Annotated in this window: 15 protein-coding genes; 10 read left to right on the plus strand and 5 right to left on the minus strand. The window is 38.8% G+C overall.

Translation table 11 applies throughout. The features are described from left to right. Nucleotides 1–87: 87 nt before the first annotated feature. Nucleotides 88–279 (minus strand): SE1832 family protein, encoded by a 192-nt coding sequence (locus tag VBD025_RS05485; protein WP_430790063.1) that lies wholly within the window; start codon nt 277–279, stop codon nt 88–90. A 90-nt stretch (nt 280–369) separates the two neighbouring features. Here VBD025_RS05485 and VBD025_RS05490 point away from each other — a divergent pair, with 90 nt between their 5' ends. Further along, complete coding sequence (locus tag VBD025_RS05490) at nt 370–1,212, plus strand: GNAT family N-acetyltransferase (protein WP_430790065.1); 843 nt, start codon at nt 370–372, stop codon at nt 1,210–1,212. 46 nt (nt 1,213–1,258) lie between these two features. On the opposite strand, the gene VBD025_RS05495 is transcribed toward VBD025_RS05490, so the two are convergent. Next, nucleotides 1,259–2,341, minus strand: a complete 1,083-nt coding sequence (locus tag VBD025_RS05495; protein ID WP_430790067.1) for an AI-2E family transporter — start codon at nt 2,339–2,341, stop codon at nt 1,259–1,261. 202 nt (nt 2,342–2,543) lie between these two features. On the opposite strand from VBD025_RS05495, the gene VBD025_RS05500 reads away from it, so the two are divergent. Beyond that, nucleotides 2,544–4,289: a phospho-sugar mutase gene (locus VBD025_RS05500; protein ID WP_430790069.1), complete on the plus strand. Its 1,746-nt coding sequence runs from the start codon at nt 2,544–2,546 to the stop codon at nt 4,287–4,289. A 195-nt stretch (nt 4,290–4,484) separates the two neighbouring features. Further along, complete coding sequence (locus VBD025_RS05505; RefSeq protein ID WP_430790071.1) at nt 4,485–4,844, plus strand: DUF488 domain-containing protein; 360 nt, start codon at nt 4,485–4,487, stop codon at nt 4,842–4,844. 34 nt (nt 4,845–4,878) lie between these two features. Here the strand turns inward: VBD025_RS05505 and VBD025_RS05510 are convergent, their stop codons facing one another. Next, complete coding sequence (locus tag VBD025_RS05510; protein ID WP_430790073.1) at nt 4,879–5,046, minus strand: hypothetical protein; 168 nt, start codon at nt 5,044–5,046, stop codon at nt 4,879–4,881. 122 nt (nt 5,047–5,168) lie between these two features. Further along, the gene (locus VBD025_RS05515) at nt 5,169–5,861 is read right to left on the minus strand and encodes a DUF2294 domain-containing protein (protein WP_430790075.1); all 693 of its coding nucleotides are present in this window, start codon (nt 5,859–5,861) and stop codon (nt 5,169–5,171) included. A 187-nt stretch (nt 5,862–6,048) separates the two neighbouring features. Between VBD025_RS05515 and VBD025_RS05520 the strand changes: the two genes are divergently transcribed. From VBD025_RS05520 to VBD025_RS05540, 5 genes are all read left to right on the plus strand, one after another. Continuing rightward, nucleotides 6,049–6,489: an OsmC family protein gene (locus VBD025_RS05520; protein WP_430790077.1), complete on the plus strand. Its 441-nt coding sequence runs from the start codon at nt 6,049–6,051 to the stop codon at nt 6,487–6,489. 27 nt (nt 6,490–6,516) lie between these two features. Then, the gene (locus VBD025_RS05525) at nt 6,517–7,116 is read left to right on the plus strand and encodes a flavin reductase family protein (protein WP_430790079.1); all 600 of its coding nucleotides are present in this window, start codon (nt 6,517–6,519) and stop codon (nt 7,114–7,116) included. A 1,134-nt stretch (nt 7,117–8,250) separates the two neighbouring features. Then, nucleotides 8,251–9,645, plus strand: a complete 1,395-nt coding sequence (locus VBD025_RS05530) for an L-cystine transporter (RefSeq protein ID WP_430790081.1) — start codon at nt 8,251–8,253, stop codon at nt 9,643–9,645. Nucleotides 9,646–9,856: 211 nt separating this feature from the next. Next, on the plus strand, nt 9,857–10,882 hold the full coding sequence (locus VBD025_RS05535) for an acyltransferase family protein (RefSeq protein WP_430790083.1): 1,026 nt from the start codon (nt 9,857–9,859) through the stop codon (nt 10,880–10,882). A 72-nt stretch (nt 10,883–10,954) separates the two neighbouring features. Beyond that, nucleotides 10,955–11,785, plus strand: a complete 831-nt coding sequence (locus VBD025_RS05540) for a sugar nucleotide-binding protein (RefSeq protein WP_430790085.1) — start codon at nt 10,955–10,957, stop codon at nt 11,783–11,785. Nucleotides 11,786–12,387: 602 nt separating this feature from the next. Here the strand turns inward: VBD025_RS05540 and VBD025_RS05545 are convergent. Further along, nucleotides 12,388–13,737, minus strand: coding sequence for a YjiH family protein (locus VBD025_RS05545; protein WP_430790087.1), 1,350 nt, complete (start codon nt 13,735–13,737; stop codon nt 12,388–12,390). A 194-nt stretch (nt 13,738–13,931) separates the two neighbouring features. Here VBD025_RS05545 and VBD025_RS05550 point away from each other — a divergent pair, with 194 nt between their 5' ends. Beyond that, a complete protein-coding gene (locus VBD025_RS05550; protein ID WP_430790089.1) occupies nt 13,932–15,554 on the plus strand; it encodes an ABC1 kinase family protein in 1,623 nt (540 codons plus the stop codon). A gap of 12 nt (nt 15,555–15,566) precedes the next feature. Then, the gene (locus VBD025_RS05555; RefSeq protein ID WP_430790091.1) at nt 15,567–15,869 is read left to right on the plus strand and encodes a phasin family protein; all 303 of its coding nucleotides are present in this window, start codon (nt 15,567–15,569) and stop codon (nt 15,867–15,869) included. Nucleotides 15,870–16,653: the final 784 nt, after the last annotated feature.

Consider the following 16,653-nt stretch of genomic DNA (forward strand, 5'->3'; position numbering starts at 1 on the left):
TGAAGAATAGTTTTTCTATAGCAAATAATCCGAACGAAGTGGAATGCTTCGTTCGGATTATTTTATTTATACTATACTTTTGTTCCTTCACTCTTGTTGTTTTTCGAGGTTTTCCAGCTGTCTGTTTAAATCTGCAATCTCTTTTTCTAACTTGGCTAGCTGCTTTTCTTCAATGTTCGTTCGTTGTCCGACTGCTTCGACTTTATCCATATCACCCATAATGCGTGCATAATCATCTTTACGTTCGATTAGACGTGACTCGATTTCTTTTGCTTTCATATAAATTTCACTCCTGCCTGTTTATGCTGTAAAAAATACTATAGGAATAGTGTATACTATATTACAATCTTGAAAAAGGGGGAGAAAATAATGGAGCTTCATTTCGAAAAAAATACAGCAGCTTATGTTCGTTTAATTGAACCGCTTTTAATGAAACGAGAATCCTGTAATAACCTAATGCTTGGGATTCTTAATCGCTTTGCTAATGAGGAATCTGCAGATCAGAATGTGCACAAAGGGTATGTGCAAAAGGATGGGAAAGTTATTTACGCTTTTATGCAGACACCCCCAAACAATTGGATTCTTCCGGATGTAGAATCGATCAATGAAGATGTTGCCGAAAACATAGCCGTGTTCCTTTGGGAAAATAAGCTAGCAGTTCCAGGAGTTCTCGGCCCGGTTCGATTTGTAAAACCGTTTGTAGAAAAATGGGAAACGCTAAGTGGAACGACATCCAGTTTACATATGAACCAGCTTATTTACCAGCTCGACAAGGTAAACGATGTTCCGTATTCAAGTGGTAGATTGATAGAAGCGGATAGAAGTCATCAACAGTTAGTAACAGATTGGCTTGTTCAGTTTGGCAAAGAAGTTAATGAGCCTAATTTTTCAGCAGATGCAGAAAAGAACGCCCATCGGTTTCTGGATAATCGATCCGTCTATCTTTGGGAGGTAGACGGTAAGCCAGTGTCAATGGTGAATCAATCGAGGAAAACGAAAAATGGTGCTTCCGTAAACGCAGTGTTCACGCCAGATGAATATAAACAAAACGGCTACGCAACAAGTACAGTGGCAACTTTGACCTCGAAACTGCTGGATGAAGGCGCACAGTTTTGCAGCCTGTATACAGATGCAGATTATCCAGCATCCAATCGAATTTATAAAAAGATTGGCTATTACCAAGTAGGCGACTCGATCGTATATGAATTTTAGATAAAAAAGCGCTTCGTTCCAAACTTGGTGAACGGAGCGCTTTTCTTTATATTAAAGCATCTTCTTCATCGTCCTGTGCCCTGACATACGTATGGTAAAAATGAACAATAATTGTCTTTACTACTGCATAGAATGGTACTGCAAAGAGTATTCCAAGAAAACCAGCTATACTTCCTGCAGCAAGAATGATTGTAATGACTGTTAATGGGTGAAGTTGTAATGCACGACCCATGACATTCGGTGAAATCAAGTTACCTTCAATTTGTTGGGCGATAATCATGACAACACCTACCCACACCGCCATTATCGGATCCTGGAAGAAGCCGACAATAATAGCTGGAATTACGGCAATAAATGGACCGATAAAGGGAATAACACACATCAGCATGCCGAACAGCGCAAGTGTCAGTGCATATTCCAAATCAATAATCAGGTAACCAATGAACAACAACACACCGATAGCAAAACTAACAAACAACTGTCCCTGAATATAAGCAGTCAGTGTTTCGTCGATTTTAAGCAATAAGCTTTTAATGTTTTTTGCTTTCTTCTCTGAAAAAATTTGCGTAACAAATGGGATAAACCGCTCCCCGTCCTTCAGCATGAAAACTAGAAAGAAAGGCACAAGTACTAACGCGAAGACAAAACCAATCAATTGTCCAATGAAACCAAACAAGAAAGAAGTAATATCTTCAATATAGGTTTGAAGATTTGAAGTTATATCATTTAACGTTTTCTCAAATTCCGCAGGCAGCATATCCTGATTGGACTGCCAATATGTAATCAGGTCCTGAGCACCTTTTACCATAACCGGGATATTGTTAATCAGATTGGTAAACTGTTTTTGGGCGATTGGTGCAATGTAGGTTACGATTAAATAAATAGCCAGTGATATCAACAGGAAAACAATAATGATTGAAAAAACACGATGTACTTTATATTTGTCCAGAATTCTTACGATTGGTTTCGTTAAATAAAACAGTACGCCAGCACCTATGATTGGAATGGCTACCGCGCCTAAATATTTAAATATAGGATCGAATATAAAATTTGTTGCCGAGATTAATAGAATTAAGAGAAACACCATAATGAAAAATGTAAGTATTTGGAACCAACGTTTTTTAATCAAACCAATCACAACTCTCCTTGTTTACTAGTATCTAGATATCTTCTATTCTACCTTTATTTAAATATAATGGGAAGAGGGTACTTCTAGTTCTTACCAATTTTTCAGGGTTGTATACGATTAATAGGTAAATAGAATTATTCGTTATTTTGTGCTAAACTTTTATAGTACATAAAGCGTTGGAATTATAGGGAGGCTTAACTACATGCAAACATGGGAAAAAGCTTATGAAAAATGGAATTCATTTCAGAATTTAGATTCACTATTGAAAAAAAATTTAGACTACATAAAAGACGATCAAAAAGCATTGGAAGATGCGTTTTATAAGGAGTTAACGTTTGGAACAGGTGGTATGCGCGGAGTTCTTGGACCTGGTATAAATCGGATGAATATCTATACCATCCGCAGGGCGGTGAATGGTTTCGCACAATATTTAAAGAAGAACTGTGTAAATGTGAATGATCGAGGAGTAGTTGTAGCATATGATTCCAGATATATGTCAAAGGAATTTGCAATTGAAACAGCTAAAGTACTGGGGTCTTACGGTATAAAATCGTATGTATTTAATGAGCTTCATCCAACACCAGTGCTGTCGTTTGCAGTTCGTTATCTTGGCGCTGTAGGTGGAGTCATGATTACAGCGAGTCATAACCCACCAGAATACAATGGATTTAAGGTTTATAATGAAGATGGCGGTCAGATTGTTCCGGATGAAGCGGCAAGCATCATATCCTATATTGAACAAACAGAAAACGAGCTGACAGTTCCTGTAACAGAGCTAGCTGAATTAGAGGAAAAAGATTTACTGAACTGGGTTGGAAGCGAAATTGATAATGCTTATCTGGAGCAGTTGAAACAAATTTCAAAGCTTAAAAAAGATACGCTGCATACGGATAAAGCACTTACGATTGTGTTTACCCCACTTCATGGAACATCGCATAACCTGGTGTTACAAGGGTTAAAGCAGTTGTCATTTCCTGACGTTCATGTCGTAGAGGAACAGGCTGTACCTGATCCGGAATTTTCAACAGTAGAATCACCTAACCCTGAAGAACACCAGGCATTTGAAATGGCGATTAAAAAAGGGAATAAAGCAGACGCCGATATTTTGATTGGTACAGATCCAGATGCTGACCGCTTAGGTGTAGCCGTTAAGGATCAGAATTACGAATATCGTGTTCTGACAGGAAATCAGCTCGGTGCACTTATGCTTGACTATATTCTATCGCATAGCGACCCTGCAATGCTTTCAAACGCCCGTGTCCTAAAAACAGTAGTAACTACTGAGTTAGGAAGGGCAATTGCAACCCATTACGGTGCGGAAACAATCGACACCCTAACTGGTTTTAAGTATATCGGTGAAAAGATTCACCAGTTTGACAGCACGGGAGAAACGTTTGTCTTCGGATTTGAAGAAAGCTATGGCTATTTAATCAGCAGTTTCGCACGGGATAAAGATGCGATACAAGCTGCGATGATGGCGTGTGAAATGGCATATTTCTGGAAAGAACAAGGACTGACATTGCTTGAAGCACTCGATGAAGTATATGCAAAACATGGCTACTTTCTAGAAGGTATGTCATCACTGACACTCAAAGGAAAAGAAGGATCAGATAAAATTGCTGCAATTATGTCTGATGTTCGTAAAAATCCAATGAATGAAGTTGCAGGATTGACGGTAGAGAAGATGGAAGACTATGCTACTGGAATAAGAACAATCTTTAAAGATGATAGCAATCTGCAAGAACAAATAGAATTACCAAAAGAAAATGCAATTAAGTTTATCCTGGAGAAGAGCAGCTGGGTATGCCTGCGTCCATCCGGTACAGAACCTAAAATTAAATGTTATTACGGAGTCTGCGAAGATTCAAAAGAGGCAAGCGTTGAGAAGCTTGAGTCATTAAAATCTGCCATGGACCAAATTATAAATCGTGCAGTTGAGCTTAGATAATCAGATGAATAACTAATTAAATTTTAATCCGAACGAAGTCTATCTGATTTCGTTCGGATTATTTGTTGTGGAAAAATTTTTCGTGTTACCGCTTCGTCAATATACTGCGCCTTCGTAGCAATTAGCAATAGGGCAAGTTTTTTAATTTCTAAAACGGGTACTTGGTAAAGAACTACTGATTGAGGAGTTGAGCGGATGCCAGTAAATATGAAGCGGATTTATGAAGATAAGTCAAAAGATGACGGGGTAAGAATCCTGGTGGACCGTGTTTGGCCACGAGGTATGTCGAAGGATGACGCAAAAGTTGATCACTGGATGAAAGAGGTCGGACCATCAAGTGATTTGCGCAAATGGTTTAATCATGATCCTGCAAAATATGAGGATTTTAAAAAGAAGTATAAAGAGGAATTGCGCAAAGGTGATCAACAGGAAGCACTTAATGAATTAAAAAAGGTTACCAAAAAACATCATAAAAATATTACGCTTCTATTTGCATCAAAAGAAGAAACGTATAACCAAGTAAGCGTGCTAAAAGAAATATTGGATCATCAATAGAAAAACTCCAGCCTGATTAGGATGGAGTTTTCAGCTATATCTTTCTTATAAGTAATTTATAGCCATCTGGAAGCGTTTCTTCTCGATTTATTTTATTTAGAAAGTTTGATGCATCTTCCTCAGAATCGAATATAATTGCTTCTTTTTCATTTGATAGTTCAATTTCAATATCGTTTTTACCAATACCTACTATTTTGTACATATTTTTTCACTTCCTTTTTTATCTTTAGCTAATTATCCGGTTTTTGTCCATAAAAAAACCGAAAAGGATTATTTCCTTTTCGGCTTATGTCTTAGCTCTATTGTCCAGACATTTCCACCATATTAGGTTGTTGCTTTAAGTATTAAAATTAAAAAACCTTTATTTAATTCGAAGTCCCAATCTACAAAGGCATCTTCAATTTCAGCTTTCATAACTGATTCCAAATATTCTATATCCAGCAGATCTTTTTCCAATCCCCGTTTGGAGAGCTTTAATTGTTCAGAGAATCCTGATTTAATCAGCTCTTTTTCAATCCTCACAAGTATGTCTTCTCGCACCGACACTAAAGTTCGGGAGTTCAGCATATAGGATTGAAGATTTTTGGGTTCTTTTTGAGCCTTTTTTGTAAAACGGGCTATTTCTTCATGTACTTTCATTTTAGAAGGATAAGTCAGATAATCATCATTCGTATTGTCAATTTCTGTATCCAAAACAGCCAATATTATTCCTGTTTTGTTTTCCAGTGACCAGTCATAATAAATATTTCGTACATCTATATGGATTACGGACTTTATATAATCTTTTAAGGCTGGAATTGTCTCTTCCATCAAGATATCCCGTGTTTCCTGTATTTTCAGATCGTCTTTACGATCGAGCAGTATTTTTTCCATAGGTGCTAAAAAATCACGCAGGTGAATTGTAATGAATGGTTCAGCAATCGATACATAAATGGACCCTGGACCTTTGCCAAAATTATCGCGGAACAATTTACCTACATAGCTCGCTATGTCAGATTCATGTGTTTTTGAAGTCACGTAATTCAATCCTTTGCTTATGACCTAATAAAGAGGAGAGCACTTTATATTACTTTCCCTGAATAAAAGTATATCATGTTTATACAGTTATTTAAAATTAATAAGCATGGTACAAGCTTACTCGTGTTTCAAACATTTAATAATCGTGCAAAAATGCGTTAAAATGAAACGAGAAAGAAGGGATATAATGGCAGAACATCTTTTTGAACTGAAAGCAAGCTGGCCAGGTGGAAGAAATAGTGAAGGATATATCGAAGCAGGGAATTTAAAAACGAAAATATCTATACCGCCCGAAATGGATGGTCCTGGTGTAGGCACAAACCCGGATGAAATGCTACTGGGGGCAGCTGCTACTTGCTATTTAATAACGCTCGCAGCAATGATTGAGCGGGCAGACCTTCCATTAAATGAAATGTCACTTATGTCAAACGGATTTGTAGACGTCACAGGCGGCGTAATAACGTATAAGAAAATCATCCATAAACCATTTGTCCGTTTAATGGACCACGCTACACCTGAGGACTGCAGTAAACTTGAGAAACTGGTAGATAAAGCAGAGAAAAGCTGTATGATCTCTCGAGCGCTAAAAGGAAACGTGGAGATAGAGCTTGAACCACACATAAAATAATATAGTGTTTTCTTAGGAGGACAATAAATGATCATAGAAGACTCTCAATTTAGCAATAGAAATATGAGTAAGTTAATCAAAGGCGCGGTGGTTCCAAGACCGATTGCGTGGGTATCATCCATTAGTAAAGACGGAACAGCTAATCTTGCGCCATTCAGCTTTTTCACAGTTGCTTCCATGGATCCGATTACCTTGTGTTTTTCTGCAGGTGAAGGACAAAGTGGAGAGAAGGATACAGTAGCAAACATAAAAGAAACCGGTGAATTTGTAATCAATATTGTATCGGAACCGATGGCGAATCAAATGTATGAAACCAGTAAGTATTTTTCTGCAGAACAAGACGAATTCACAATAGCGGCTATTGACAAAGCGGAAAGTAAACGCGTTCAGCCGCCAAGGGCAGCGAACGCTCCGGTTAGCATGGAGTGTAAACTGGACCAGATAATTAATGTAGGTACCAGTAATCTTGTTTTGGGAAAACTAGTATGCTATCACATCGATGATGACGTATACATGGAAAATGACAAGGTGGATCCTGACAAACTAAAAGCAGTCGGAAGAATGGCTGGAGACTATGCCTTTATACGAGAATTTTATGACCTGCCAAATAAAGATTTGGGGAAATAAGAAAATGGAGAAAGCTGTCGTGCTTTCTCCATTTTTTTATTGATCAATTTAAGTAGACTTAAATAAGTAGGTATTCCCTGGAATAGTTAAATAAGCCTGAAGTCCATTTTTCTAGTCCACACAAAGTCTCTATACTGCGACGTAACTTACCACACCGAAAAAAACTGCGATGTATCAGCAACGAGATTTCCGCGGATGGCAGTCGCTTTCCGCGGGCGGCTGGTGAGCCTCCTCGTGCTAACGCACTCCGGGGTCTCACCTATGCCTTTCCTCCCGCAGGAGTCGACTGCCATCCGCTCCAATCTCTAGACAAGATATAGGTGTCACGGATTTATAAGATCCGATCCGCACTCGATAGCTATATCTCTTTCAGAATGCAATCGTTTACAGAAACAACAAAGACATAGACAGCTTTACCAGTCCTTGTGAGTTGAGGGCGGTGACTCCTCGAAAAAGAAAAGCACTTTTTCTTCGTGCGATGCCTTTTCAGGGTAGCCTTCCTTATCCTGCGGGAACAGAACGAGTCTGATGGCCCCGCAGAAAAGCATTTTTAAAAGGATGGCCAACTAAAATCGTCCTTTGCGGACAACGTTGGCATACCCCTTGTCGGGGCAAGGAGACTGAAGCCGTGCCCTAAGGCCCGCAACGATCCTGGACGGCGGCTTCAGAACCTCTATTTGATAATAAAGCTAAAGTTAAATTAAGTTATTTCGCAGCTCACATCAAATACTACAAAGAAACTAGAAACATGTTTTATGAACTAAGATATTTTTAATTCGAGTCAGGTACCATGTGTCATGTGCATGTGCGAAAGTTGAGTTAACTACAAAGATTATCATTATTGTATCTTAGTAAGCTTCTTAATTGTTGAGTATCGAGCTGAAGATCGATAAATTTAATCTCGAGATCGATAATTTTTCTTACGACATAGATAATTTTTTTTAGAGCGTGATAAGTTGAATTTCGCCATCGATATGTAAAATTATTAGATTGATAAGCCCAGTATCGCCATCGATAAAAAACAGTAGATAATTAAAGAGCAAGAGATTGTCCTGCGGGTTTATTCATTATTTTAGTTCAAAAAAAATTCCTCCCACATATACTTAATTACAATGTAAAAAGGAGGGAATATTAATGGGTTTCGTATACGTTTTACTTAACATTGTACTTATTCTTGCGATTATCGCACTCTTATTTATCATGCAGAAAAAACATGTCTCATTCAGTAAACGGGTGTTTACCGGACTGGGTCTTGGAATTGTATTAGGTGCTATTCTGCAATTTTTTTATGGGACAGGAACCGATGTCCTAAATGAAACAACAGAATGGTACAGCATAGTTGGCCGTGGTTATGTACGATTATTGATGTTGATCGTAATTCCACTTGTAATGGTCTCGATAATTCAATCGATTATTAACCTTGAAAAATCCTCGGAACTAGGGAAGATGGCAGCCTGGATAATAGGTATCCTTGTAACTACAGCAATGATTGCGGCCTTAGTAGGTATTGGCAGTGCAGCAATATTCGACTTGAATGCGGACCAAATTGATGTAGGTCAAGCAGAAACTGAACGCGGAGAAATGCTGGAGTCGAGACTTGGAGATGTTCAAGATCTCTCCATACCAGAAAAAATCCTCTCGTTTATACCGGACAACATATTTCTCGATATGACTGGCAGCCGTCCGACTTCGACAATTGCAGTAGTAATCTTCTCCATTATTGTAGGAATTGCTGTTTTAGGTGTGCGACGCAAGAATCCTGTACATGCGGAAATGTTTACGCGGATGGTGAACGCTGTCTATGCAGTTGTAATGCGGATTGTAACGATGGTATTGAGATTGACACCATATGGTATTCTGGCTCTCATGGCAACTACCGTGGCTAACACGGACATTGGAGGAATCCTTGAGCTTGGTAAATTTGTGCTTGCTTCGTATGCAGCTCTGCTCGTTATGTTCATTATTCATTTGATATTAGTAGGTGTGTTTGGGTTAAACCCGTTTACGTACGTGAAAAAGGTTCTTCCTGTATTAGGCTTTGCTTTTACGTCGCGATCCAGTGCTGGAACTATTCCTTTGACCATACAGGTCCAAAAAAATTCACTTGGGGTGGATCAGGGCATCGCGAATATGTCGGCTTCATTTGGCGCCACCATTGGTCAAAACGGATGTGCAGGTATATATCCTGCAATGCTGGCAGTTATGATCGCTCCGACAGTAGGAATTGATCCATTTACACCAGGGTTTATTCTGCAGTTGGTTGTCATTATTGGAATAAGTTCATTTGGTGTGGCGGGAGTTGGCGGTGGCGCAACCTTCGCAGCATTAATTGTACTGTCATCCATGAACCTTCCAGTAGCGTTGGCAGGGCTGCTGATTTCAATTGAAGCGTTAATTGATATGGGGCGCACTGCATTAAACGTAAATGACTCTATTCTTTCAGGTACGCTTACTTCGAAGATATTAAGGAAGTTCAAGGGTGAGGTATTTGATGATCAAACCGCAATTGAAAAAGACCTATCTCTTTAAGATAAATGTACTTATAGAATAGTCATTCCAGGCAAAACATACTTAATCAGGTATGTTTTGCCTCTTTTGTTACATGAAGGTTTATATTATTTCATTCCATTTACGCTTTCATAACAACCTCATGAAATCGGTGTATAACCCACGTATTTATATGAAGAAGCGGGTATACCTATATTATAACTAGAATTTACTACAAAAGGGATGAAATGAAATGGAACGTACAGCATACTTTGATAATGCTAAAATCACACTTATATTTTTAGTAGTTTTTGGTCATCTGATCCAGCCCTTTACCGGTGGATCGCATGGGATTAACACATTATATACGTGGATATATACTTTCCACATGCCAGCATTTATCTTTTTAGCAGGTTTTTTTGCAAAAGGATCAGGAAATAAAAAATATATCATGAATTTAGCGAAGAAACTGTTATTGCCATACTTGATTTTCCAGATATTGTATTCCGGTTATTATTTCTATTTGGGACATAATGACTGGCAAACAGGGATATTCTATCCACATTGGTCACTGTGGTTTTTATTCAGTTTATTCAGCTGGCATTTACTTTTATACTTTTTCAAAAAAATGCCAGCTGTACTAAGTATGTCAGTAGCAGTGGCAATTGGGTTAGTCGTAGGCTACTTTGGCGACATTGGACATACGTTTAGTTTATCGCGAACCTTCGTATTTTTCCCATTCTTCTTAGTGGGTTATTGGCTGACAAAAGAGCATGTAATGATTTTAAAAAGGAAAAGTGTTCGTCTGGTTGCGCTGGCAATCATGACAACTGTTGCGGCTACTATATTTTTTGCACCAGACTTTAACTCGGATTGGTTACTCGCATCTAAGTCTTATGTTGACTTAGGACTGCCGGAAACTGGTATTGCAGCACGCATACTTGTTTACGTTACTGCTACAATAATGGCAATGAGTGTGTTAGCATGGATTCCAACAAGGGAAAACATGTTTACAAAATTTGGAACACAGACACTCTATGTATATTTACTGCATGGTTTTTTCGTACAGTTTTTCCGAGATTCAAATTTCTTTGAAGTTAATGGTGTGATAGATTTAGGTGGTTTAGTTGTTGTTGCAGCGGCCATTGTTTTGTCACTATCAAGTAAACCGATTCAACTGGTTTCACAACCAATTATTGAAGGAAACCTATCTGTAATGCGAAAACGGTTTACACAATCCAATAAAAAGAATCATCGCAATCGGAACCTTCACACGTAAGAGCAGGGGTTATTCATAGTTGAAATGAGTATGAATGCTTCTGAGGCTTGTAATTAGAAAGGGAAGGTGATCATGATGAAAATTTGTGTATTTGGAGCTAGTGGATATGTAGGGGCATCAATTTATAAGAAGTTAAAGGATAAACCAGAAGCAGATGTAGTTGGAACATACCTGGAAGAACCAAGACTCTCAGATGATCTGTATAAACTGGATGTAAATGAACCAGAATCTTTTTCCAATTTTTATAAAAATGAGAAACCTGATGTTGTGGTATGGGCAGTAATGAGCGGTCCAAATGAACACACGCTCACGGATCAGGGACTGATGCATTTGTTAACTCATATTCCACCACAAACAAAATTGATTTATGTTTCATCAGACTTTGTTTTCTCTCATGGAGAGGGACCGTACAGTGAAGAAGACCCAATGTCAAATCTTCCTGACGATCATAGCTTTAGTAACTATACAAACGGAAAAGTTAAAGCAGAAAAGTTAATTGCAAAAGAGCTTTCAAATTACGTTATCCTGCGAGTTGGTCCAGTTTATGGGGAAAACGCTGCAGGTAAATTAGATGATCGGACAGATCAGTTATCCTATCATTTACGCTCTAATAAACCGATTGGCTTTCGGGATGACCTGACTAGAACCTTCGTTCATATTGAAGACTTAACAGACGTTCTAAATGAAATGGTATTTAATGAAGTTACCGGCGTTTATCATGCCGGACCTGAAAAGGACCAAAGCTTATATGCGTTCATGAAAGATCAGGCCCGTCAGTTGGGGTATGACGAATCATTCGTTATCAAAGGTGATGAAGAAGAAGAGGTAGACGCAGAAATTCCTAAAAACACGTCGTTACTAACAGATAAAATTAAGCAAGTTACAAATAAGCAATTCAGATAGAAAAAAGCCGCTGCGACAATCGCAGCGGCTTTTTTTATGTTTTTTCTAAAGATGTTGCAAGTGACGATGTCGCGGTTGATGGAAACTGCGAATACGGCAATATGACAGCAACGAGATTTCCGCAGATGGCAGTCGCGCACCTTAGGGCGGCTGGTGAGCCTCCTCGTGCTTTGCACTCCGGGGTCTCACCTATGCCTTTCCTCCCGCAGGAGTCGACTGCCATCAGCTCCAATCTCTAGATTATAGATTGATGTCACGGATTTATAAGATCCGATCCACACTCAATAGCTATATCTCTTTCCAGAATGAAATAGTTTACAGAAACAACAAAGACATAAACAGCTTTACCAGTCCTGGTGAGCGGATGGCGGTGACTCCTGCGGGAACAGCACGAGTCTGAAGGCCCCGCAGAGTGATCTTCTCGAGGAGACTGAAGCCGTGCCCGCGGAAAGCATCCGCCAGCAGCGATCCTGGACGGCGGCTTTAAAATATTTCTTGGTAATAAAGTTAATTCGCAGCATAGAGATTTTACGTAACTGCCGTAATTTTAATAAATTAACAATAAGTGTACCTACTTATGTCAGGCTGTGAAAGTTGAGTTACTAAAACAACATATGTGCAATTAGCGTAATAATTGGTAGCGTGATTATAGTACGAAGCAGGAATATGATAAATAGCTCTATAAAGTTTACTGGAATTTTTGATCCCAGTATCAAGCCACCTACTTCAGACATATAGATTAATTGAGTTACAGACAATGCAGCAATAATAAATCGCGTGATTTCTGCATCAATGGTCTCCGCTAGAATCGATGGCAGGAACATATCTGCAAAACCAATTAAAATTGTCTGCGATGCTTCGGCAGCATACGGTATATTCATTAACTCAAGTATTGGTATGAATGGTAGGCCGAGCCACTCGAATACAGACGTATATTCTGCAATCATAAGTGCAACTAAACCAAAAGCCATAACAATTGGTGCTACACCCATCCACATATCTAAAATATTCTGTCCGCCTTCTTTAAAAAACTTCAGAACGCTGGATTCTTTCTTCGCTCGATCCAAAGCATTCTTGTAACCAAAGGTAAGAACATTATAGCCTTCAGGTGCTGATTCGTCGAGATCTTCCTCTGCTTCATTGATATAGGTGTTTGGTTTTCTGGATAATGGCGGAATACGCGGCATAATTAATGCGGCAATTAGTCCGGCCACAATTACCGTTAAATAAAATGGTACAAACATATGTTCAAGATGTACTTGTTCAATGACTACCAGCGTAAAGGTAATCGATACGACAGAGAAAGTTGTACCAATAACTGCTGCATCACGCTTTGTATAGTGGCCCTCTTCGTATTGTTTACTTGTTAATAATACACCTATCGTTCCATCGCCAATCCATGATGCTAACGAGTCAATGGAAGAACGGCCGGGCAATTTGAATAGAGGGCGCATGATTTTCGTCATTAATGTGCCAAACAAATCAAGCAATCCGTAATTCATTAACAAAGGTAGAAATAAGCCGGCAAATAAGAAAACAGCAAACAAAACGTGTAACAGGGAGCCAAGTAGTAATTGGCCGGTGTTTTCACTATAAATAACAACTGAACCCAGTTTATAGTAAACCATTACAGCAAAAACTGCTGCAAGTACACGGGTGACCGCCCAAAATGGAGTAACATTAAATAATTGCTTGAAAAAAGGTGTGCGGTCTAGTTTATCTCCACCAATTGCTTTGACAGTAATGGTCCCCAATGCAGTAATAATAATGATCCACATCATAATGAATGATAAGTATCCAGAAAGTCCGTCTTGGATCCAACCTGCCATAACTGCAATTGGGATAGTCATACCACCGTCAATTGGAACCGGTACCATAAACAAGAAAATACCAATTAAAGATGGAATAATAAACTTAAGATGGTCTGATAACTTGTACTTTTGATTTTCCATGATTCTCCCCCAACTCTTTATATGTTCTTTCAATTATACGGTATATTGAAAAAATAGCAAAATTCCATAGTGAACGAAAAGCTTGTTTCCAGGCATAGGCTAAGTAATTCTTTTGAGGTTTTCAAAAGTGTAATAGAAATAAATTTAGTTTTAACACATACAATTTAAGGGTAATGGTAGATGAGGTGTTGTATGTGGAAAATGCAAAAAAATTCAATGTTTTATATAGATGTACTGTAATTGTTTGGATGGTTTTCAAATTTATTTGCCAAATTACATTTTTCCATGTAAGACATCATATATGGGATGAACGAACAAAGCTAAAATGGAATGAAATGATTGCTAAACAGGCAAGAGAGTATAGTGAAACCGCTGTGAAACTTGGAGGAGTTTTAATCAAAGTTGGCCAGTTTCTCAGCACCCGTGCCGATTTTATGCCTGAGGTTTTTATAAATGAATTGACAGGTTTAGTTGACCGAGTACCTGCATCCTCATTCACCTATGCCCGAACATTAATGGAAAAAGAGTGGGATGGGGATATCTATAACCATTTGCAGGAAATAGAAGAGACCCCAGTTGCATCTGCCTCGATTGGACAAGTTTATAAAGGTAAATTAATGAACGGTAAGGAAGTCGCCATTAAAGTACAGCGTTATCGTGTACATGATATTTTTCATATGGATTTTAAAGCAATGAAACTTGTTTTCTGGATGATTAGAATTCTAACAAACTTTGGAAAAAAAGCTGACTTGAATGCTCTCTATCGGGAATTAATATATGTAATGGACCGTGAACTGGACTTTGAGCAGGAACTTGCCTTTGGGAATTATTTCAAGGAACGTTACAAATCAAATCCCTCCATCCATATTCCAGGGTACATAAATGCGCTTTGTACAAAAGAAGTGCTTGTAATGGAATGGATAGAAGGAGCAAAAATTACTGATTTAGCGTACATGAATAAGCATAATATTAATGTACAGCAATCTGCTAAGACGCTTTTCGATTTTTACCTGGATCAATTTCTGCATGATGGTAATTTTCATGCCGATCCGCATGCAGGGAACATACTCGTTCAACAGGATGGGACGATCGTAATAATTGATTTTGGAATGGTTGGTGACGTGAAAAAGCAGGACACTCGTTACTTTAAACAGATTATCCAATCTTTAATAACGAATGATTATGACAAAGTGGTTCAGGTTCTTGATGAAATGAATTTTGTTCTGCCGAACGCCGATCGTGAAAAGCTTAAGCGAATGATAATTCAAGCGATTGAGATGTATCAGAATGGTGCATTTACAAAGATGGATGCTCATACAATGGATATGATTAAGGACGATATTCGAATTTTTGTAAAAGAACAACCTATCCAGCTGTCAGCGGATTACGCCTATCTTGGACGAGCACTTTCCATAGTTTTTGGCCTGTTGATCAGTATTTATCCAGAGGTGGATATCGAAAAGTGGGCAAAACCGAAAGTGAAAGAATGGATTGGTGGAAAAGGTTTCACCGACTCTATTTATAAACAGGTAGCGAAAGATGCAACTAAGCCAATTCTATCTTTTCCGAAAGCTATGTTAGGCTGGCTGGAAAATGGGGAAAGGGATAGAGCATGGCAGCGAGAAAAACAGCAGACTAAGCTCATGCATCATTTTTATATTTTTATAGAAATGTTGAGTTTCATTCTGTTAATGGGAGGAATTTATGCTGGCATTTATGTGAATGAAGTAAATGGTTTTGTTGTGACAGGCATTTTTTCTGTTATATTAGGTATTCTATTGATCAAGCATTATCGAATGATTAGATATAGAAACTAGGAGGAATAAATTATGAGTGATTTCTTAAAAAAAGGATTTTTATTAGGTTTAGGCGCGGCAGTAAGCAGTAAAGAACGATTGGATAAAAAATTGAAAGAATTAGTAGATAAAAACGAACTGACACGTGATCAGGCGAGAACGGTTATGCAGGACTTCATGGATAAAGGTGAATCCACCAAGGACGAATGGAGTGCCAAGCAATATGAACAAACACAGTCAATGGCAAAGGACCTAGGTCTAGCGACAAAAGAGGATGTAAACGAATTACGAGCAAGAATAACAGAACTTGAATCTAAGTTGAATTTAGAAGAGTAGACGAAAAAGTAGTGGATTCTAAAACATTTAGCTTCCACCCGTTTTTGAAACTGTCCTGACACTAACAGGGCAGTTTTTTATAATTACTCAATTTTCGCAGAATAAATAAGTTGGAGCTCCCTGCAATTAGTCAGCAATCTAAAATTGTAACGACGCAAAATCTCTTTACTGCGAAGTAACTCTAGTTTTACCGGAAATAGACCCCGATGTAACAACAACGAGATTTCCGCGGGCGGCTGGTGAGCCTCCTCGTGCTGTCGCACTCCGGGGTCTCACCGATGCCATTCCTCCCGCAGGAGTCGACTGCCATCCGCTACAATCTCTTGACGAAATGTAGTTGTCGAGTTATTAACTGCACACCTGATAGCACTTCTATTTCCATATGCATTGGTTTTAGTAAGAATAAAGACATAAACATAGACAGTTTTACCAGTCCTGCATCGTTCCGGGCGGTGACTCCTGCGGGAACAGCACGAGTCTGAAGGCCCCGCAGAGTGGGTTAAAAGATGAAGGCCGACTAAAAACGTCCTTTGCGGACAACGTCGGCATACCCCTTGTCGGGGCAAGGAGACTGAAGCCGTGCCCGCGGAAAGCATCCGCCCGCAACGATCCTGGACGGCAGCTAGGAAATAAACCTAAAATTATGTCGCATTATACATCAAACACGAGGAAGTAATTAGCAACGTACATTATTCATAGACATATTTTCCTATCAAGTAACATATTTCAAGTGCTGTGCTGCAAGAACCACAGTTAGGATTGCCGGTGTGCGCAAGTTGAGAAA

The sequence above is a fragment of the Virgibacillus flavescens genome, assembly GCF_050574275.1.
Classification (GTDB): domain Bacteria; phylum Bacillota; class Bacilli; order Bacillales; family Amphibacillaceae; genus Virgibacillus_F; species Virgibacillus_F flavescens.

What these genes read in the sequence shown, in the direction of transcription:
- VBD025_RS05485 (WP_430790063.1), bottom strand. Translation starts at nt 279, where the DNA reads ATGAAAGCAAAAGAAATCGAGTCACGTCTAATCGAACGTAAAGATGAT.
- VBD025_RS05490 (WP_430790065.1), top strand. Translation starts at nt 370, where the DNA reads ATGGAGCTTCATTTCGAAAAAAATACAGCAGCTTATGTTCGTTTAATT.
- VBD025_RS05500 (WP_430790069.1), top strand. Translation starts at nt 2,544, where the DNA reads ATGCAAACATGGGAAAAAGCTTATGAAAAATGGAATTCATTTCAGAAT.
- VBD025_RS05505 (WP_430790071.1), top strand. Translation starts at nt 4,485, where the DNA reads ATGCCAGTAAATATGAAGCGGATTTATGAAGATAAGTCAAAAGATGAC.
- VBD025_RS05510 (WP_430790073.1), bottom strand. Translation starts at nt 5,046, where the DNA reads ATGTACAAAATAGTAGGTATTGGTAAAAACGATATTGAAATTGAACTA.
- VBD025_RS05520 (WP_430790077.1), top strand. Translation starts at nt 6,049, where the DNA reads ATGGCAGAACATCTTTTTGAACTGAAAGCAAGCTGGCCAGGTGGAAGA.
- VBD025_RS05525 (WP_430790079.1), top strand. Translation starts at nt 6,517, where the DNA reads ATGATCATAGAAGACTCTCAATTTAGCAATAGAAATATGAGTAAGTTA.
- VBD025_RS05530 (WP_430790081.1), top strand. Translation starts at nt 8,251, where the DNA reads ATGGGTTTCGTATACGTTTTACTTAACATTGTACTTATTCTTGCGATT.
- VBD025_RS05535 (WP_430790083.1), top strand. Translation starts at nt 9,857, where the DNA reads ATGGAACGTACAGCATACTTTGATAATGCTAAAATCACACTTATATTT.
- VBD025_RS05540 (WP_430790085.1), top strand. Translation starts at nt 10,955, where the DNA reads ATGATGAAAATTTGTGTATTTGGAGCTAGTGGATATGTAGGGGCATCA.
- VBD025_RS05545 (WP_430790087.1), bottom strand. Translation starts at nt 13,737, where the DNA reads ATGGAAAATCAAAAGTACAAGTTATCAGACCATCTTAAGTTTATTATT.
- VBD025_RS05555 (WP_430790091.1), top strand. Translation starts at nt 15,567, where the DNA reads ATGAGTGATTTCTTAAAAAAAGGATTTTTATTAGGTTTAGGCGCGGCA.